At 50.6% G+C, this 16,492-nt stretch carries 19 protein-coding genes; 10 read left to right on the plus strand and 9 right to left on the minus strand.

Features of this window, described 5'->3' with window-relative positions:
* The first annotated feature begins 181 nt into the window (after positions 1–181).
* Positions 182–967: a YkuS family protein gene (locus ACTL32_RS05820; RefSeq protein WP_441340582.1), complete on the plus strand. Its 786-nt coding sequence runs from the start codon at positions 182–184 to the stop codon at positions 965–967.
* A 48-nt stretch (positions 968–1,015) separates the two neighbouring features.
* On the opposite strand, the gene ACTL32_RS05825 is transcribed toward ACTL32_RS05820, so the two are convergent.
* Positions 1,016–2,293 carry an MFS transporter gene (locus ACTL32_RS05825; RefSeq protein WP_441340583.1) on the minus strand — a complete coding sequence of 426 codons (1,278 nt, stop codon included), beginning with the start codon at positions 2,291–2,293 and terminating at the stop codon, positions 1,016–1,018.
* A 184-nt stretch (positions 2,294–2,477) separates the two neighbouring features.
* Here ACTL32_RS05825 and ACTL32_RS05830 point away from each other — a divergent pair, with 184 nt between their 5' ends.
* A complete protein-coding gene (locus tag ACTL32_RS05830) occupies positions 2,478–3,233 on the plus strand; it encodes an exodeoxyribonuclease III (RefSeq protein ID WP_441340689.1) in 756 nt (251 codons plus the stop codon).
* A 34-nt stretch (positions 3,234–3,267) separates the two neighbouring features.
* Here the strand turns inward: ACTL32_RS05830 and ACTL32_RS05835 are convergent, their stop codons facing one another.
* The gene (locus ACTL32_RS05835; RefSeq protein WP_441340584.1) at positions 3,268–3,978 is read right to left on the minus strand and encodes an alanyl-tRNA editing protein; all 711 of its coding nucleotides are present in this window, start codon (positions 3,976–3,978) and stop codon (positions 3,268–3,270) included.
* A gap of 135 nt (positions 3,979–4,113) precedes the next feature.
* Between ACTL32_RS05835 and ACTL32_RS05840 the strand changes: the two genes are divergently transcribed.
* The 4 genes from ACTL32_RS05840 to ACTL32_RS05855 are packed head-to-tail and all read left to right on the plus strand — an operon-like array spanning position 4,114 to position 7,445.
* Positions 4,114–4,575, plus strand: coding sequence for a RidA family protein (locus tag ACTL32_RS05840; protein ID WP_441340585.1), 462 nt, complete (start codon positions 4,114–4,116; stop codon positions 4,573–4,575).
* Between the two features lie 14 nt (positions 4,576–4,589).
* Positions 4,590–5,573 carry a threonine ammonia-lyase gene (ilvA, locus tag ACTL32_RS05845; RefSeq protein WP_441340586.1) on the plus strand — a complete coding sequence of 328 codons (984 nt, stop codon included), beginning with the start codon at positions 4,590–4,592 and terminating at the stop codon, positions 5,571–5,573.
* A 10-nt stretch (positions 5,574–5,583) separates the two neighbouring features.
* Entirely contained in the window at positions 5,584–6,795 is a 1,212-nt protein-coding gene (locus ACTL32_RS05850) for an amidohydrolase family protein (RefSeq protein ID WP_441340587.1), read from the plus strand.
* Positions 6,792–7,445 carry a helix-turn-helix transcriptional regulator gene (locus ACTL32_RS05855; protein WP_441340588.1) on the plus strand — a complete coding sequence of 218 codons (654 nt, stop codon included), beginning with the start codon at positions 6,792–6,794 and terminating at the stop codon, positions 7,443–7,445. The genes ACTL32_RS05850 and ACTL32_RS05855 overlap by 4 nt, the downstream gene beginning before the upstream one ends.
* Before the next feature lie 59 nt (positions 7,446–7,504).
* On the opposite strand, the gene ACTL32_RS05860 is transcribed toward ACTL32_RS05855, so the two are convergent.
* On the minus strand, positions 7,505–8,692 hold the full coding sequence (locus ACTL32_RS05860; RefSeq protein WP_441340589.1) for a CDP-glycerol glycerophosphotransferase family protein: 1,188 nt from the start codon (positions 8,690–8,692) through the stop codon (positions 7,505–7,507).
* A gap of 165 nt (positions 8,693–8,857) precedes the next feature.
* On the opposite strand from ACTL32_RS05860, the gene ACTL32_RS05865 reads away from it, so the two are divergent.
* The 4 genes from ACTL32_RS05865 to ACTL32_RS05880 all read left to right on the plus strand — a co-directional run bounded on the left by ACTL32_RS05865 (position 8,858) and on the right by ACTL32_RS05880 (position 12,527).
* Complete coding sequence (locus ACTL32_RS05865) at positions 8,858–10,471, plus strand: catalase (RefSeq protein ID WP_441340590.1); 1,614 nt, start codon at positions 8,858–8,860, stop codon at positions 10,469–10,471.
* A gap of 125 nt (positions 10,472–10,596) precedes the next feature.
* Entirely contained in the window at positions 10,597–11,061 is a 465-nt protein-coding gene (locus tag ACTL32_RS05870; RefSeq protein ID WP_441340591.1) for an RNA polymerase sigma factor, read from the plus strand.
* Positions 11,061–12,269: a hypothetical protein gene (locus tag ACTL32_RS05875; protein ID WP_441340592.1), complete on the plus strand. Its 1,209-nt coding sequence runs from the start codon at positions 11,061–11,063 to the stop codon at positions 12,267–12,269. Before ACTL32_RS05870 ends, ACTL32_RS05875 begins: the two co-directional genes overlap by 1 nt.
* A gap of 99 nt (positions 12,270–12,368) precedes the next feature.
* Positions 12,369–12,527, plus strand: a complete 159-nt coding sequence (locus ACTL32_RS05880) for a hypothetical protein (protein WP_441340593.1) — start codon at positions 12,369–12,371, stop codon at positions 12,525–12,527.
* A gap of 586 nt (positions 12,528–13,113) precedes the next feature.
* Here ACTL32_RS05880 and ACTL32_RS05885 read toward each other — a convergent pair.
* The 6 genes from ACTL32_RS05885 to ACTL32_RS05910 form a co-directional block, all read right to left on the minus strand.
* Positions 13,114–13,818, minus strand: a complete 705-nt coding sequence (locus tag ACTL32_RS05885; protein ID WP_441340594.1) for a P-II family nitrogen regulator — start codon at positions 13,816–13,818, stop codon at positions 13,114–13,116.
* Positions 13,808–14,545 (minus strand): DUF1538 domain-containing protein, encoded by a 738-nt coding sequence (locus tag ACTL32_RS05890; protein WP_441340595.1) that lies wholly within the window; start codon positions 14,543–14,545, stop codon positions 13,808–13,810. The genes ACTL32_RS05885 and ACTL32_RS05890 overlap by 11 nt, the downstream gene beginning before the upstream one ends.
* On the minus strand, positions 14,542–15,237 hold the full coding sequence (locus ACTL32_RS05895) for a DUF1538 domain-containing protein (RefSeq protein WP_441340690.1): 696 nt from the start codon (positions 15,235–15,237) through the stop codon (positions 14,542–14,544). The genes ACTL32_RS05890 and ACTL32_RS05895 overlap by 4 nt, the downstream gene beginning before the upstream one ends.
* 105 nt (positions 15,238–15,342) lie before the next feature.
* Positions 15,343–15,708, minus strand: a complete 366-nt coding sequence (locus tag ACTL32_RS05900; RefSeq protein WP_441340596.1) for a Na+/H+ antiporter subunit G — start codon at positions 15,706–15,708, stop codon at positions 15,343–15,345.
* Positions 15,686–15,970: a Na(+)/H(+) antiporter subunit F1 gene (locus ACTL32_RS05905; protein ID WP_441340597.1), complete on the minus strand. Its 285-nt coding sequence runs from the start codon at positions 15,968–15,970 to the stop codon at positions 15,686–15,688. Before ACTL32_RS05905 ends, ACTL32_RS05900 begins: the two co-directional genes overlap by 23 nt.
* Positions 15,967–16,452 carry a Na+/H+ antiporter subunit E gene (locus ACTL32_RS05910; protein ID WP_441340598.1) on the minus strand — a complete coding sequence of 162 codons (486 nt, stop codon included), beginning with the start codon at positions 16,450–16,452 and terminating at the stop codon, positions 15,967–15,969. The genes ACTL32_RS05905 and ACTL32_RS05910 overlap by 4 nt, the downstream gene beginning before the upstream one ends.
* Positions 16,453–16,492 lie beyond the last annotated feature (40 nt).

The raw sequence follows: 16,492 nt of genomic DNA on the forward strand, positions 1-16,492 counted from the left end.
GCTTTCCTTATAGGAAAGCAGCTTTTTTTCTATAGCCGTTTTTGGGGTCCCTCAAACACGGAATTGTTAAGAGTTGCGGTTATATTAAAAATATTTCATTTGCATTGGTGTGTTTATAGCCGTGTAAATCAGGGGAAATAAAGGAGTATACACAATTACCGGAAAAGGGAGTGGAGAAAAAATGGTCAAAGTAGCAGTAGAAGAACCGTTTGTTTCAGTAAAAGATGCACTTGAGAAAAAAGGATATAATGCCGAGATGCTGAAGGACAAAACCGATGCAGTGGATTATGACTGCGTCGTTGTCAGAGACCAGGAAAGCTTATCGGATTTCCACATGAACGTGCCGTTAGTAGAAGCGCACGGCCGTACATTATATGAAATCGTGGAAGAAGTCGAAGAGCGCCTTGTGCGCAGCGGCAAGATTCCAGCTCCTCAAATTTATGAAGAAAGCGGCAACGGCGGCAGCGGATTCATCAAAGGCGCTGTAACCGGCGCAATCGTCGGAGCAGCTGCAGGATTGCTGCTGACACCGAAGAGCGGCAAGGACATGCAGGCGACTTTGAAAGAGAAGACGGCCGGCTCGAAGGAAAAACTGAGCGGTACAGTGGAGCAGGTAAAAGGCAAGACCAGCGGCGTAACGGACAAAGTGAAAGACAAGACGGGCGGCGTTACCGAAAAAGCCAAAGGCAAAGTCGATGAATTGAAAGCAAAACGCGAAGACAAGAAAGAAGAGAAAGAACTGAAAAAGCAGGAAAAAGAAGTGGAAAAAGAAATAAAAGCTGAAGAAAAAGCACAAAAAGAGCACGAAAAAGCTGAAAAAAAGGCTGAAAAAGAAATCAAGAAAGCTGAAAAAGAAGCTGCACAGGAAAAGGGCGGCATCGAAGTCGTGGAATTCGGCGCTTCTGATGTAACGACTACCGGCTCGGGCAGCGCGACCATCACACCAAAAGACACCGACAAAAAATAAAGGCAAAACGAAAACCTGTCCAAGGCGCATGCCTTGGACAGGTTTTTGTCATTCTGCGACGGCTTCCTCGACAGACGGGTGCTCTTCCGGTTCCGGCACACGCGACAGGATCGCGAGCCCGATGACGAACAGCACGACGAGGCTGAAGACGCCCATGCTGGAATTGCCGGTGACCTGGGAAGTGACGGCAACCAGCAGTGGGCCTAGAATCGCTGCGAATTTGCCGAAGATGTTATAGAAGCCGAAAAATTCGTTCGAATTTTCTTTCGGCACCAGTTTCGCAAAATACGAGCGGCTGAGTGCCTGGATGCCGCCTTGGCTGGTGGCGACCAACATCGCCAGAATCCAGAAATCGGTGATGGTCTCCAGGAAATACGCATAGATGCAGACGACGATATAGACGCAAATGCCGACATACAGCATCTTTTTCCCCGTGAAGCGTTCGGACAGGCGGCCGTAAAGAATCGCGAACGGCGCTGCGACGACCTGGGTGGCGAACAGGACAATGAGCAAGCTGGTCGACGACAGCCCGAGGTCCGTCCCGTAAGCGGTGGATAGCGCAATGATGGTGCCGACGCCGTCAATGTAGAAGAAGTACGCCAATAGGAACAGGAACAATGCGCGGTATTGGCGGATTTCCCGGACGGTCTTGCCGAGGCGCTTCATGCTCTGGCGGACCGGGCTCGGTTCACGCTGGATAAAGTGGCGCTGATGGACGCGGCGGAATAGCGGGATGGAAAATGCGAGCCACCACACGGCGGTAATCAGAAACGCGATGCGGCTGGCGTTGATCGTCGATACCGGGATCATGTCCCGTGATGCCAAAAGGATGATGGCAATCGACAGGATGAACGGAATGGTTGAACCGATATAGCCGAGCCCGTAGCCGAATGCGGAAACGTTGTTCATGCGTTTCGGCGTGGTGACGTCGACAATAAAGGCGTCATAAAATACATTTGCGCCGGTTGCTCCCAGTGCTGCAAACGTATAGCAAATGAGCAGCATGAGCCAGTTGTCGCTCGGCACGAATGCGAGCAGGGCGGTGGAGACGGTTCCGAGCAGGAAGAACGCAGTGAAAAACTTCTTCTTCAGCCCTTCGTAGTCGGCGATGGTGCCGAGGATCGGGCCAATCATGGCCAGGATGAACGTAAAGATGGCGATGGTGTAGCCCAGATATGCGGTAGAGTCGGCCAACGGGACGCCTGCTTCGGTCGCGGCAGCCTTGTAGAAAAGCGGAAACACCGCGGTCGTGATGATGATGGAATAGGCAGAGCTCCCCCAGTCATAGAGCGCCCAGCTTTTCTCTTCTTTTGTGAATTTCTTCATAGCTCATTCCCCTTGCGTGATAGATAAGTCCATTGTACAAGAAGGTCTGATAAAAAGATGCACTATTCAAAGAATTTACTGTATTTTTACAGAATTTTACTCTAAATGGCAATAAAACACACGGTTTGAGAAGAGCCTTTTTTTTCGGTACACTGGGGAGACGAGATTGAAAGAAGGTGCAGCATTGAAACTGGTGTCATGGAATGTCAACGGCCTTCGGGCTGTGATGAAAAAAGGGTTCATGGATTTTTTTAAAGCGGCAGATGCAGACATATTCTGTCTCCAGGAAATCAAATTGCAGGAAGGCCAGATCGAGATGGACCTTCCGGGTTACCATACATATTGGAATTATGCAGAGAAGAAAGGCTATTCCGGAACTGCCATCTTTACGAAACAGAAGGCGCTTTCGGTGCAATATGGGCTAGGCATTGACGAACACGACCGGGAAGGGCGCATCATCACGCTTGAATTCGAGGAGTATTTCGTGGTGAATGTCTATACGCCGAATTCCCAGCATGGCTTGCTGCGGCTTGATTACCGGCTTGTTTGGGAGGATGCCATTTTGTCCTACGTCAGAGCGCTCGATCGGCAAAAGCCGGTCATCCTGTGCGGTGACCTGAATGTTGCTCATGCCGAGATCGATTTGCGCAACCCGAGAGCGAATTTGAAGAACTCCGGCTTCACGCCGGAGGAGCGGGACAAGATGAGCCGGTTTTTGGACAGCGGCTTTATCGACTCGTTCCGCTATTTTTATCCGTACCGGACGGACAGCTATTCCTGGTGGTCGTACCGGACGAATTGCCGCGAGCGGAACATCGGTTGGCGCATCGACTATTTCATTGTATCGAAACGGCTCGCCCCCAAACTGCAGGGAGCGGCAATCCACAGCGATGTACTCGGCTCCGACCATTGTCCGGTGGAACTGGCTATTGATCTATAAAAAAATCCCTCACGCTGCGTGAGGGATTTTTCCGTTATACGACATGAACTTCAAGGCGGGTGATGCCTTTGCCTTTGTTTTTGGTAGTATCAAGTACAAAGCGGCCGATTTCTCCGGTTTCCCGGACATGGGTGCCGCCGCAGGCCTGTTCATCGATGTCGTCGATCTTCACCAGCCGGACTTTTTTTACGGATTCGGGGATAAGGTTGACGACTGTCTTGATCGCGCCTGAAACTCCTTCCGCTTCTTCCCGTGGGAGCGTCCTGGTGGAAACGGGATGGTTGCGGGCGATTTCTTCATTGACTTTATCCACCAGCCGGTCGATCTCCTTCTGGTCAAGATCTGAAATTCCGGTCAGGTCGATGCGAGCTTTGTCCGGGTAAATCTGGTTGCCGGTGCATAAGGAATCACGTTCCCCGTTAAAAACCGTGGCGATGACATGAAGCAGGGTATGGTGCTTCATCAGGTTTTCTCTCCGTTGCCAATCCACTTGTGCATTTACTGGCCCAATCCTCAGTTTTTCCGGTTCACTGACGTAATGGTAAATCTCGCCGTCTTCTTTTTTTACCTTTGTCACTGCTATCTCCTGACCGTTCTGGATCAATACGCCTGTATCGGTCTCCTGTCCTCCGCCAGCTGGATAAAAAACAGTCTGGTCCAACGATACTTTATCTCCATCAATTGCTGTAATTTCTGTTTCGCATGTTTTTAAATAACTGTCTTCCAAGAATAATTCTTTTGTCATGATATCCATCCTTTATTTTAAGAATTAAATTCAACAAACATACTATATCACAAAAAATTTAAAGAATTCAAAAAAATTGTTGAATTGAGTGAAAGTTTTGACATAGAATGAAGTCATGGAAAAAGGAGGAGAACCATGACAATCGAACAGCAGTTGATAGAGCGCGGCCTCGAATGGCCGAAGTCACCCCCAGCCGCTTTGGCGAATTATGTGACAGTGAGAAGAACGGGGAATTTGTTGTTTGTTTCAGGAGCCGGTCCATTTGTGGAAGGACAGACGGCTTATACAGGAAGAGTCGGAAAAGACGTTTCCCTGGAGGATGCAAGGCAAGCCGCGAGAATTTCGGCAGTCAATCTGCTGAGTATGATCCACGGAGAAGTGGGCAGCCTGGAAAATGTGAGAGTGGTGAAGCTGCTCGGCTTTGTCAGCAGCGCGGAAGATTTTTATGCACAGCCATCTGTTATCGATGCGGCTTCGGATTTGCTGGCAGAGCTGCTTGGAGAACAGGGGCGCCACGCCAGGTCAGCAATCGGCACGAGCGTTTTGCCATTTAATATCCCAGTGGAAATTGAAATGATTGCAGAAATCCAAAACTAGAGGGGAGTTCTTTCATGTACGTCACATTGCAGCAAATCCATCAGGCGAAAGCCAATCTTGCGGGAGTGATTATTCCAACTCCGCTGCAGGACAGCCGTACTTTTTCTGAACTGGCAGGAAACCAGATTTACTTGAAGACGGAAAATCTTCAGAAAACCGGATCATTTAAAATCCGGGGCGCTTATAACAAAGTCGCCAATCTGACCGATGAAGAAAAGGAAAATGGCATCGTAGCTTTTTCTGCCGGCAACCATGGGGCAGGAACTGCCTATGCGGCACAGCAGCTTGGCATCAGTGCCACAGTTGTCATGCCGACAAATCCGGTAGCGAGCAAAAAGAATGCCATCATGCAGTATGGCGCCCAAGCAATTGAATACGGCACCACTTCAATTGATATGTACGAAAAAGCGCTTGAACTTCACCGCGAAGAAGGGCGGACAATGATTCATCCGTTTGAAGACCCGTACGTTATTGCCGGACAAGGGACAATCGGCTTGGAAATTTTGCACGACCTGCCGGAAACAGATGCGGTGATTGTGCCGGTAAGCGGCGGTGGATTGATATCGGGTGTCGCAGCCGCATTGAAGGAAATCAAACCGACGCTGAAAGTGATTGGCGTGAATACAGAAGGTGCGATGGCGATGTACACGTCGCTGCAGCACGGGAAGCCGACTGAAGTGGACAAGGTGGAAACAATTGCCGACGGGTTGATGGCGAAAAAACCGGGAGATCTGACATTCGCCCATACGCAGCGTTATGTGGACGACTTGGTACTGGTGTCGGAAGCGGAAATTGCCAATTGCGTAGCATTTATGGCAGAGCGCGCCAAGCTTGTGGTGGAGCCGTCAGGTGCTGCTGCAATGGCGGCGATGCTGAGCGGGAACGTGAATTTGAAAGGAAAGAAAGTTGTTGTCATGGTCAGTGGCGGAAATATCAGTTTTGAATTGTATCAATCATTGATTCAACAATACAACGAAAAAAACTATATAAAACTGTGAGGTGCGGCCTGTGTACAAACTGACGAATATTCGGATTCTCACTTTCGGCAGCGATGATGTGATTGAATCTGGAGAAGTTCTTTTTAGTGAAGAAGGCATTTTGGAAGTCGGCCACACTGTAGAAGAGAGAGGCGGAGAAGCGACTCTTATTGACGGCACCGGAATGACGGTCCTGCCTGGGCTAATCGATTCTCATGTACATTTGGGAATGGACGCATCTCCAGATCCTTTCGCAAAAATGAAGGACGAAAGCCCAGCCGATATATCATACCGAGCGGTTCAGCAAGGCATGGAGTTCTTGGCAGCAGGCATCACATCCGTCCGAAACCTTGGCACCCGCTACAATGCGGATATAAGCTACCGTAACGCGGTACAGCAAGGAACAATTATCGGCCCTCGGGTCTTTGCTGCCGGTCGCCCAATTGTGATGACCGGCGGACATGGGCATGTCATGGCGATTGAAGCGGATGGAGTGGATGCTGTCACACGTGCAGCCCGCGAGCAGCTTAAAGCCGGAGCAGACGTTCTAAAGGTGATGGCAACTGGCGGAGTACTGACAAAAGGGACCGATCCTGGCGCTGTGCAATTGTCAGAAGAGGAAATGCGCTGCGTCTGCCAGGAAGCGGAGCATGCTTCCAAAACGACTGCTGCCCATACAATTGGCACCGAAGGCATCAAAAATGCAATTCGTGCCGGCGTCACCACTATTGAACACGCTTATATGCTGGATGTGGAAGCGGTAGAGTTAATGCTTGAAAAAGGGACGTTTCTCGTGCCAACGCTAATCGCCCCGCGCCTAATTTTGGAACAGCCTGGCTCCGTGCCGGATTATATGATTTCTAAAGTGGAGAAGATAATTGATGACCATTCTGTCAGTTTCCGCCTGGCACTCGAAGCCGGGGTACCGATTGCAGCTGGGACGGATGCCGGCACCCCTTTCAATGTTCCGGGTCTGCTTGCAGAAGAGTTGGAATTGATGGTTTCAAACGGCATGGACAGTAAAGAAGCGATAAAGTCAGCAACGCTGATGGCTGCTAAAGCGGTCAAGTCGGATTCGATGATTGGAACGATTGAAAAAGGGAAACTGGCCGATCTGCTCGTCGTAGAAGGCAACCCTCTTGAAGACCTGAAAACGTTGAAAAAACCCAATTATGTATTTACGAACGGCCGGCTTTTCCGCGGGCTGGATAGAATACCTGTACAAGAGGTGCGGTCGCTGTGAACAAAGATGTGGTAGCTGAATCTGTTCATCCCATTCTTCAAAGCTATATCCCGATTGCAGAAGGTATTGCCCGTACCTTCGGTGATTTCTGTGAGGTTTCTGTCCATGACTTCACCAATGTCGGCGCATCAATTGTTGCTATTTTCAATCGCCATGTAACCGGGCGGAATGTTGGATCTCCAATAACTAGCTTGGGGCTGGAAATTCTTCGGCAGGGGCAAAGTGGAGAAACTATTCTTGTCAATTACCCAAGCCTTTCCCCCTATCAAAAGAAAATGAAATCAAGCTCTATGATGATCCATGATGAGACAGGGAATCTGATAGGCTGCTTGTGCATCAATCTCGATTTGACGCATTTGATGGGAGTGCAGGCTATAATGGACGGCCTGACATCAGCAGGTCCGAAAAAAGGCTCGGACGAAGCGTTTTCCATTACAATCAACGAGTTGGAAAATCAAATTGTCCAGGAAGGCATTGATGCAATCGGCAAACCCATCACTGCCATGACAAAAGAGGAGCGGACCGCTTTTTTGACCTACTTGGACGAAAAAGGGCTTTTCTTGATAAAAGGGGCGGTCCAACGCATGGCGAAATTGATGGACGTCTCCAAATATACGCTCTACAACTATTTGGATAAGTCCGGAACCTGAATAGCAAAAAGCACCTGCAAAATCGTGTGAACCGATTTTGCAGGTGCTTTTTCTTTTGTTCAGACACCCAGCACTTTTTCAGCAAGACGTTTGCAGTTCTGGTGGTCGAAGAAATCGATGTACTGCGTGGCCAAGGGATGCCAGTCGTTGGTGCTGATCTTTTCTTCGACGATTTTCTTCAGATAGCCGTAGACTTCTTCGATTGTATCGGCTTTATAGCCGTACAGATCTTTTTCCAAATCGAGGTAGCTTCCGCGTTTTGCGATGTATTCGTCGCGGTCGAACATATTGAAGATGATGGGTTTATTCAAATAAAGGAAATCCCACGACACGCTGGTGATGTCGGTCAGCAGCAGGTCGTTCTCTTCAATGGCTTTTTCGATGGTGTGGTATTTGGCATCGAGGAACTGGATGCCGGCATCGCTGTTTTCCAGCCCGATGAAATGCTTTTCGAATTTCTTCATGAACGGATGGAGGGCTACCTGCATATGGAGCCCGTTTTCAGCGATCAGCTTCCGGATGCCGGGATGGCTGATCAGCCCCATCGTATTTCGGAAATAAGCGCTTTCAATAAATTCTTCTTCGGTCAGGTCGAAAAGCCATTCGCGCCAGGTCATCATCATGAGGATGTTCTTCACTTCCTTGGCGGGCTTATGCAGCTCGTAGCGGTCAAAACGCGGCAGGCCGGTGACGATAAGCTTGCGTTCAGGAATGTTCCACTTTGTCAATTTCAGTTCTTTTTCATACTCTGACGCGCAATTGAAGTAATTGGTCCGCTTCAGGAGGGGAACGTCCTCTTTTTGGATGAGGATTTTCTTGAATCCTTCAATGCCGTGGCTGACATGCGTGATGATGGTTTTTCGGTTGAGGAACAGAAATTTATCAACGGAAGGCGCGATATCATAGAGCAGAGAATGTCCGTGGAAGGTGTAATCGGCTTGGAAAAACAGCAGGTAATTCCGGAAGCTTCCCAGGGGAACGGCATTCTGGATATTGCCGTCCAGGGCGTAGGAGGTTTTCGGGTCATACATCCAATAGGCTGTCACTTGGTCAGCGTGGTTGTTCACCAAGTACTTATGGAAGACGGCTGCATTATCCTCATATTTTTCTCCCAGGTTTCCGCCGATCAATACGATTTTTTTCTTGTTTTTCCGTGGGGCGAAAAAGGAAGCCAGATAGGCGGCCGTTACTTTTGCTGCTACCTTCAAGGGATCCCATCTCCCTTTTTCTTTTAATACAACACTCATTTCCAACCCTGCTTTCTCTCTAACGTTCTTCTCCAAGTTTTTCATATTCCGGCGGTTTTGTCTATCTGGAAGAAATAAACTTATAACTTGTTGCTCATTTCTTGTTTAATTGCCGCAGAAAGGGGAAGGATATGGGGTGATAGACTAATGTGGAGGAGGATTTTCATGAAGGAGAAGAATGAAGATTTCAAGAACCGGAAAGGCACGGGCGAAAGCGAAGAAACATTGACGACCCGCCAAGGCCATCCGGTGAAAGACAACCAGAATATCCGGACGGTGGGCAATCGCGGACCGGCTACACTTGAAAACTACCATTTCATCGAAAAAATCTCACATTTTGACCGGGAAGAAATTCCGGAACGGATTGTACACGCACGCGGTGCCGGTGCGTTTGGCTACTTTGAAACTTACGGCAAAGTCGGCGATGAGCCGGTGGAAAAATACACGCGCGCGAAAGTGTTCTCAGGCGCAGGCAAGCAGACGCCGCTCCTGGTGCGCTTTTCTACAGTGGCAGGCTCCCGGCACTCCCCGGAAACTGCACGCGATCCGCGCGGATTCGCCGTGAAAATGTACACGGAAGACGGCAACTGGGATCTGGTCGGCAACAACTTAAAAATCTTCTTTATCCGCGATGCGATGAAGTTCCCAGATATGATCCACGCTTTCAAGAACGATCCGGTCTCCAACGTGCCGGACCCGCAGCGCATGTTCGACTTTGTTGCGCGCAGCCCGGAAGCGACGCATATGATTACATTCCTGTTCTCGCCATGGGGCATCCCGGCGACGTACCGCCATATGCAAGGTTCCGGCGTCAACACATACAAATGGGTCAACGACAAAGGCGAAGCAGTCCTCGTCAAATACCATTGGGAGCCGAAGCAGGGCATCCGCAACTTGACGCAGGCAGAAGCCAATGAAATCCAGGCAGAGAACGTCGGCCACGCTACGGAAGACTTGTTCGAATCGATCGAACGCGGCGATTATCCGGAATGGGAGCTGTTCGTTCAAATCATGAGCGATGATGAGCATCCGGAACTGGATTTCGATCCGCTTGACGACACCAAACTATGGCCGCAGGACAAATTCCCGTTCCTTCCTGTCGGCAAGATGGTATTGAACCGCAACCCGGAAAACTACCATGCCGAGATTGAACAGGCTGCCTTCGGTACAGGGGTCCTTGTAGATGGAATGGACTTCTCGGACGATAAGATGCTGCAAGGGCGTACCTTCTCTTACTCCGATACGCAGCGCTACCGCATCGGGGCGAACTACCTGCAGCTGCCAGTCAACGCGCCGAAAAAGCGTGTGGCGACGAACCAGTACGGCGGCCAGATGGACCGGCCAAGCGAACATGTGCCGAATCCGCACATCAATTATGAACCGTCAGTCCTTGGCGGCGTGAAGGAAGTCGATGAACCGACAGCGACTCATGAACCGGAATACAGCGGCAAGGTGGTCAGCCAGCCAATCGACCGCACCAACAATTACGGCCAGGCGGGCGAGACGTACCGCAGCTTTGAGGACTGGGAACGCGAAGAGCTGATCAACAACCTGGGCGATGCGTTGTCTGTATGCGATCCGCGGATCCAGGAAGAAATGATCCATCACTTCACGCAGGCAGATGAAGAGTACGGCCGCCGTGTCCGTGAGAACATGGAGCAGAAAATTCAATACATCAAAGAGATGAAAGAAAATGGACCGAAAGTCTACGGCAAGCCGGCAGCGAGCAAGGTAGCACAAGCTGCAGCTTCCAAAGGGCACGAAGCAGATCCATATTAATAGAAATGCATGATACCGGCGAGCTGAAAAGCTTGCCGGTATTTTTTTTATTTTTTTCAAACACTTTGCCCGGTTCATCCGTTATCTTATTGAAAGAGGCAGCAAAACAGAAAGCGGGGAATGGAATGGAAGCAAATGCAATGCACGAAAACCTGAAAGATGATTTGATCCGTTTTGCCCGTTCCATTTCCCGGCATGATCAGGAAGCATACGACCAGGTGCAGGATGCGTGGGAGAAATCCTTGAAAGAAAGCGCACTTCAGGATCTGCCCATCCACAAGCAGCGGGCCTGGTTTTTCCGGGTGATGAAAAACCGGCTGATCGACGACCGGCGAAGGGACCACCGGTTGTCCGCTTGGGAAACAGACATGGATTTCCCGGATCCGCGGTACGCTGCAAGCGGCATGGAAATGGCGGAACTGCTCGGCAAACTTTCGCCGGAACTGGGCGATCTCGTATTCAAGCGGTACTGGCTCGGCATGACCAGCCAGGAAATTGGGAAAGGGTTGGGGATTCCAGCGGCCACTGTCAGGTACAAACTGCACCAGGCCATTAAACGGCTAAGAAAACATTTGGAGGGTGATCTTTGATGGGACAACGAATCGGCAATGTGGGGCTACTGAATTTATTGAATGCAACACCTGAAAGCATCCAAGCGTATGAGGAAATCGGCAACGTGGGGGCGGTGCTTTACCGGACAGGCCAAGCGCATCTGCTTTCCCTGCTGAACATCGGGAACTTGGGGCGTGCCATTGAAGTACCGGAAAGCTATGGCTATTACAACGGCGATTTGACAATTGATACGGCTTATCTGGACGCGCTTGATCAAGAAGTGAAGATGGTCATCAATGGGCTGGTGATCCTTGCGCCGGATGTCGATTCGGAAAAGCTGGCGGACGGTCGGCTGCAATTGAACATCAACGGAGATGTATATGCACCGCCCGGACTGGCAGGAACCGCTAGCCGTGTTTTCACCGAAGGCAGTTTTTCGGTTAAGAGCTATACGGGAGCATTGCCCCGTTTTGAAAACGGCCATCTGGTTTTGAGCGATGCTTATTTACAGGCAGCCGATTCTCCACTCAATTTGATTGTCAACGGCTTGCTGACTTTGCCGAAAGACTTGGACATGGAATTGTTCAGCAGAAACATACAGAATATTGACATCAACGGGATGGCGGTCGTCCATGAAGAGCAGGCCGTTTACCTTTACCGGAAAATGAATGCTGGCCCTAACGGAGCGATCGACATTATCCCTGCTGGCTATGAAAATGTACGGAAAATGCTTCGCCTTAATTCCCGTTCAATCCGAAGTTTTAAAGGAAAAAAGCTGAAAACGAAAAAGCCGCTGATTTTAGAGGACGGTATTTCCCGGGAAATGTTCGAAAGTGCATTTGAAAAAATCGATTCCAAGTCATTCATCGTCTGCAGTGAGGAAATTGAGGACTTGGTCTATGAGAGACTCGACCGGATGGAAACAGAAGTGCTGTCTTATGCAGACCGGTTCGCCTACATCGAAGGGGAGGAAGAATGGTCCGAGAACGAGCTGCTGGAAGCAGAGGAAACACTGAATTTCATTGTGGAAGGGCAGCTGGTTCTGAACGATGACGTAACGGCAGAGACCTTGAAAGCGAAGGTGGCAGCAATCGACCTGTACGGCAGCATCCGTACAGCAAATCCGGAACTGAAAGGCGTACTACGCAGCAAACTCCGCGTCAGTGAAGGGGAGTTTGCCGGCAAAGGCGAAGATGCGGCCGCCAAACAAACGCAATTGCAGAATATCGGCGAGCTGGCCCTTTAAAAGGGCTCTGGCAGTTTCCTTGTTGATATCTTCAAACCGGCCCTGGGCATTTGAATTCAACATTGAAAGCCAATAGAGCTAATAAAGGAGGAGAGCTTTATGTTCCGAATCGAAGAAACCGAAATGCACGAGCATATGCAGGCGATTAAGCAGCAAGTCGAAAAAGGGCGAATGAAAAGCGAAGTGTGGCGCGCGAAAACAGAAACAAGCCCGCCATACTGGATCGTCTTGTTGACATTTCTTCACCTGCGGAAATAAAGAAAGGGATTGTCCTAGAATGGCTGCTGTCCATTGCGGCGGACGCTTTCCACGGGCTCGCGCCGAATTAACTAAGAACCTGTGCTCCTGCGCAAGCTCGTCGCAAATACTTGCCCTCGCAAGCTTCGGTCAAGCATTGACTGGCGTCCGAGTGGATTTCGGCACTTCGTCGCTACGCTGCCCCGCTGGAAAAACCGATGCTCCTGTCTCTGCATTGCACCTGCATCGCTACGCTAGCTTCGGTGCATGAAAAACCGTCGCTGCGCTAGCTTCGAGACATGAAAGGGCGTTGCATCGCTTCGCTGCTTCGTCGCAAACAAGTTGGCCGAAGTGCCTTCGTCCAACTTGCTCGCCGCCTCCATTCCCAGTAGCCGTTTATAGAATATGGAAAAGAGCAAAGGAGAAAAAGTGCGACTTTTTCTCCTTTGCTCTTCAGTTCTGGACTTTTTGGACAGCCCCTAAGTTTATGGACAAGAGAATATTTATTTCTCTTAAAGAATGATGATACATTTAAGAAAAGCTGTGCTTGCTAATCCACTTCAGGCTAAAGGGATGGAATCCATAGGATTCCATCCCTTTAGCCTTTTTATGGAGTGCTTGGTTTGTTCAATGAAGAATGGTTGACCCCGAAGACTTCTTCGACATCAATCAAAAAGGCGATGCCTTGTCCAGGGGAATAGAGATCGATGGCATTTTCGATGCTTTTCACTACGGCGTGTGCATAGCTTTCCGGGACCAAGGTCAGGACAACATCTTTTTCGGGATCGATGGAGAAGTTCATGAATTTATTCTGTTCATTTACGCCGGTACCGCGTCCAGTGAGGATTGTGCCGCCTTCTGCTCCGGCTTCTGCGGCAGCGGCCACCACTTTCTGGGAATCTCCGCTGTTGACGATGGTGACAATCAATTGAAATTGTTCATGGGTCGAATTCAATTGGCGTTCCCCTTTCTTCGGTTTCACGAATTTAATGCGGTCGGACAGGTGGGGCACCCCGAGAAGCTGGTTCAAGTGGACTGTGAATCCGAGTCCGTTGCCTGGAAGCCCGAGCTTCGCACAGCTCGATACAGCTTCCGCTACAGCCATTTCTATGCTACCGTCCACTGCGATGAAAATGATGTCTTTTTCATGGGTCGCAGGAAGACCGAGGAATGTCGGTTTTTCATTCCGTCCGATTCCTTCGCCGTACAGGATTGTTGCGCCATCTGCTCCTGCCTTCTTCGCTTCGGCAATAACGGCCCTTGAGTACCCGCGTTTTACGATGGCGACCATCAGTCTGTGGTTAAGATTCATCTTGGCCGGCGCCTCCTTTCCTTGTAAAGATCAACCCGACGATAAGGACTGCGATAATCGGCGTCAGGGCCACGAGGGCAATCAGCCCGAATCCGTCTGTCAGAGGGTCGCGCCCTTCGGTTGCGGTAGCGATTCCGACCGACATGGCAGAGATGAATGTCACGGTCATAGGGCCGGTCGCCACTCCGCCGGAATCGAACGCGATGGCGATGAAGGTCTTGCTTGAGAAAAAGATCAATATTAAAGCCAGTAAATAACCGGGAACAAGAAAATACCAAAGGGAAATGCCATACAGGATGCGGACCATGGATAGGGCGATGGAGATGCCGACCCCGGTCGAGACCGTGTACAGCATCATTTTTTCCGATATATAGCCGCCGGTCACCCGGTCGACTTCACCGTTGACGATGCTGACGGCCGGTTCAGCGAAAGTTGCCGCGAATCCGAGGACAAAGCCGATTGGAATGACCAGCCAGATGCGGTCGCTTTTCCCAAGGGCCTGTCCCATCATATCACCAATCGGGAAAAAACCGATGTGGACGCCTTGCAGGAAAAAAGCCATTCCGAAGAACGTAAGCACGAATCCGAGGATGACCTGAAAGATGCGCTGCCTGGGGAGATGGAGCATCCACACTTGGAAAAGCGTGAAAAACAGGATGAGCGGGACCAGGGCCAGGCTTACTTCTTTGAGGATTTCGGCAAAACCCTCAAATACGTGGAAATTCACTGGAATAGCACCCCCAACACCATAAGGGCCAAAATGGGGCCGATGGAAGCGAGTCCGATCAGCCCGAATCCTTCACTCGAAGCGGGAGAGTCGCTGCGCAGGACGCTTGCGACACCGACGCCAAGCGCCATGATGAACGGGACGGCCATCGGCCCTGTTGTCACTCCGCCGGAATCAAACGAGATCGCCACATATTCGTGCGGCACGAAAAAGGCCAATGCAAAAACCAGAGCGTATCCGCCCACCAGGAAATAATGGAGGGGGATGCTGAAAATCGTACGCACCATCGCGAGTGCGACAAAGATGGCGAGGCCGAGAGCAACGGACAGCACCAGGACGCCTGAGGAAATCTCGCCATGGGAGACTCCGTCGATCTGCCGGGCCAGTACGCGGACATCGGGCTCTGCGATTGTGACGACCAGACCGAGAAGGAATCCGGTGCCGATGATGAGGGACTTTTTCTTTGTCCTCGGCAGCCGTTTTCCGATCAGCTCACCGACGGGCAGGAGCCCGGCAGTCACGCCAAGCAGGAACAGGAAAAAGCCGATGCTGACAAATGCCGCTCCGATCAGGAATTGCAGAAATGCTTCGAGCGGCAGGCGAATGAGGGTGACTTGCAGGATCAAGACAACGATTGTCACGGGCAGGATAGCAGCGGCGACTTCTTTGAATGTGTCTTTGACATTTTGCATCATGCATCCCCTTCTACCGCTTTTTCCCTTCCTATTCCCTATGTCTTCCGATATAAACTTAGGGAATAAAGCAAAAAAATGACAGGCATCCTGGGGGGCTGCCTGTCATTTCTCTGTGCGATCCGGATGGAGCACTTCTTTCAAAGCGTCTTCTGTCGAGGAATCCGAGAGTTTGACGTGCGACCGGTAAGCCGCCCGCGTGATGAGGTGGCCGGCGACCGGTGCTGTCAGGAAGACGAACGCGATGCCCAGCAGAAGCCGGACGCTGATGAAGTTCTCTGCCGCCCAGAAATAGATGAATGTGCCGGTCAGCGACAGCAATACCGCAAGCGTCGAGCTTTTGGTGGCTGCGTGCGACCGGGTATAGACGTCGGGAAGGCGCAGGATTCCGATTGCACTGATGACGGCCATAATCGAACCGATCAGGATCAGGAAAGCGCCAAGGTATTCAAAGCTTCCGTTTGTGCTCAACGATATCTCCCCTTTCCACGAACCGGGCCAAGGCGATGGTGCTGATAAATGCCAGGATGCCGACAATCAAAATGACTTCCAGAAAGGCGCGTGTCTCAAGTGCGACAGAAAAGACCGCCACTGCCGAAATCAAGTTGACGCCGATCATATCGAGTGCAACTACCCGGTCTGGCATCGATGGCCCACGGATGATGCGGTAGAGCGCAAGCAGAATGGCCAGGATGAACAGCGATAACGCCACGGTAAGCATGGTTTCAATCATCCTCTGGTCACCTCCATAATGGCTTTTTCAAAAACTTTGATGGACCGCAGGACATCGTCGCGCGACTCTTCGACGTCCATCGCATGGATGTAGAAGGTCTTGCCATCCGGCGAAACTTCCATGACGACCGAACCCGGCGTCAGGGTCAGCAGCAAAGCGAGCGTCGTCAATTCATACGGGCCGACCATGCTGTGTTCATAAGTGAAGATTCCGGGTTTTATTTTCAGTTTTGGGCTCAAGATTTGTTTCATGATCAGCAAGCTGGACTGCGCTAGCTCCGAGATGAAGATGAACAGCAGCTTAAGCGTTGAATAGACGCGCAACAGATAAAATTTGGTGCCGAAAAAGCGGTGCATGAAAAATAGGATGCCGATGCCGGTGAGGTAGCCGGCGATGAAAGTCGATAAGTGGAACGCATCTTCATCCATCAGCAGCGTCCACAGCACAGCGATCAGTATATTCAGCAGAAATTGGGCCGGCATCAGCAGCCACTCCTTTCATCGGTTTTTCGGGAAGGGCGGT

Source organism: Planococcus sp. FY231025 (assembly GCF_052078085.1).
GTDB lineage: Bacteria > Bacillota > Bacilli > Bacillales_A > Planococcaceae > Planococcus.

Excerpts from the sequence above, each read along its gene's own strand:
- ACTL32_RS05820 (WP_441340582.1), top strand. The coding sequence starts at position 182 with ATGGTCAAAGTAGCAGTAGAAGAACCGTTTGTTTCAGTAAAAGATGCA.
- ACTL32_RS05825 (WP_441340583.1), bottom strand. The coding sequence starts at position 2,293 with ATGAAGAAATTCACAAAAGAAGAGAAAAGCTGGGCGCTCTATGACTGG.
- ACTL32_RS05835 (WP_441340584.1), bottom strand. The coding sequence starts at position 3,978 with ATGACAAAAGAATTATTCTTGGAAGACAGTTATTTAAAAACATGCGAA.
- ACTL32_RS05840 (WP_441340585.1), top strand. The coding sequence starts at position 4,114 with ATGACAATCGAACAGCAGTTGATAGAGCGCGGCCTCGAATGGCCGAAG.
- ilvA (WP_441340586.1), top strand. The coding sequence starts at position 4,590 with ATGTACGTCACATTGCAGCAAATCCATCAGGCGAAAGCCAATCTTGCG.
- ACTL32_RS05860 (WP_441340589.1), bottom strand. The coding sequence starts at position 8,692 with ATGAGTGTTGTATTAAAAGAAAAAGGGAGATGGGATCCCTTGAAGGTA.
- ACTL32_RS05865 (WP_441340590.1), top strand. The coding sequence starts at position 8,858 with ATGAAGGAGAAGAATGAAGATTTCAAGAACCGGAAAGGCACGGGCGAA.
- ACTL32_RS05870 (WP_441340591.1), top strand. The coding sequence starts at position 10,597 with ATGGAAGCAAATGCAATGCACGAAAACCTGAAAGATGATTTGATCCGT.
- ACTL32_RS05875 (WP_441340592.1), top strand. The coding sequence starts at position 11,061 with ATGGGACAACGAATCGGCAATGTGGGGCTACTGAATTTATTGAATGCA.
- ACTL32_RS05880 (WP_441340593.1), top strand. The coding sequence starts at position 12,369 with ATGTTCCGAATCGAAGAAACCGAAATGCACGAGCATATGCAGGCGATT.
- ACTL32_RS05885 (WP_441340594.1), bottom strand. The coding sequence starts at position 13,818 with ATGAATCTTAACCACAGACTGATGGTCGCCATCGTAAAACGCGGGTAC.
- ACTL32_RS05895 (WP_441340690.1), bottom strand. The coding sequence starts at position 15,237 with ATGCAAAATGTCAAAGACACATTCAAAGAAGTCGCCGCTGCTATCCTG.
- ACTL32_RS05905 (WP_441340597.1), bottom strand. The coding sequence starts at position 15,970 with ATGATTGAAACCATGCTTACCGTGGCGTTATCGCTGTTCATCCTGGCC.
- ACTL32_RS05910 (WP_441340598.1), bottom strand. The coding sequence starts at position 16,452 with ATGCCGGCCCAATTTCTGCTGAATATACTGATCGCTGTGCTGTGGACG.